Here is a 422-nt window from a genome sequence, read left to right as displayed (position 1 = left end):
CCTCAGAATGAGCAGGACGGATTTTTGGCGAGTTCGGTGAATTCACGCCAGGCAACGAACCGGGCAGCGAGCTGCTTGTGATAGAGCGCGGCGCGCAACAGACGGCGTTTGAGCGCGAAATGTTGCCGGATCGGACCGAAGCACGAGAGGAATTTCTGTGTGCGTTTCGGGTCGCGAAAGCCGCGCATGCGACGTTCCCGTTCGCGCGTCGGTTGATGGCTGTTCTCGGCCCGGTTGTTCAGCCGGGCTGCAGCTTTGACGAACACGTGCTTCACGTTCGCAAGCGCCGGGATTTCGGCTTTGGCCGCCGGGTAGCTGCGCAACTGGTCAGTGACGATCTTGCACGGAACCGGACTCGAACGCAGCACACGCTTGAAGAAGCGTTTGGCCGCGGCTTTGTCGCGCCGCTTTTGCAGTAGGAC

The 422-nt window shown here is 60.9% G+C and carries 1 protein-coding gene; it reads right to left on the bottom strand.

Going from position 1 to position 422, the window contains the following annotated elements:
* Positions 1-2: 2 nt before the first annotated feature.
* Positions 3-422, bottom strand: a 420-nt coding sequence (locus VSR34_RS38770) for a DDE-type integrase/transposase/recombinase (RefSeq protein WP_342965284.1), incomplete at its 5' end; no start/stop codon positions are given.

Origin of the sequence: Paraburkholderia sp. JHI2823 (assembly GCF_038900695.1) — a bacterium.
In the GTDB taxonomy this organism is placed as follows: Bacteria; Pseudomonadota; Gammaproteobacteria; order Burkholderiales; family Burkholderiaceae; genus Paraburkholderia; species Paraburkholderia mimosarum.
This window is presented reverse-complemented; position numbering and strand designations above follow the sequence as displayed.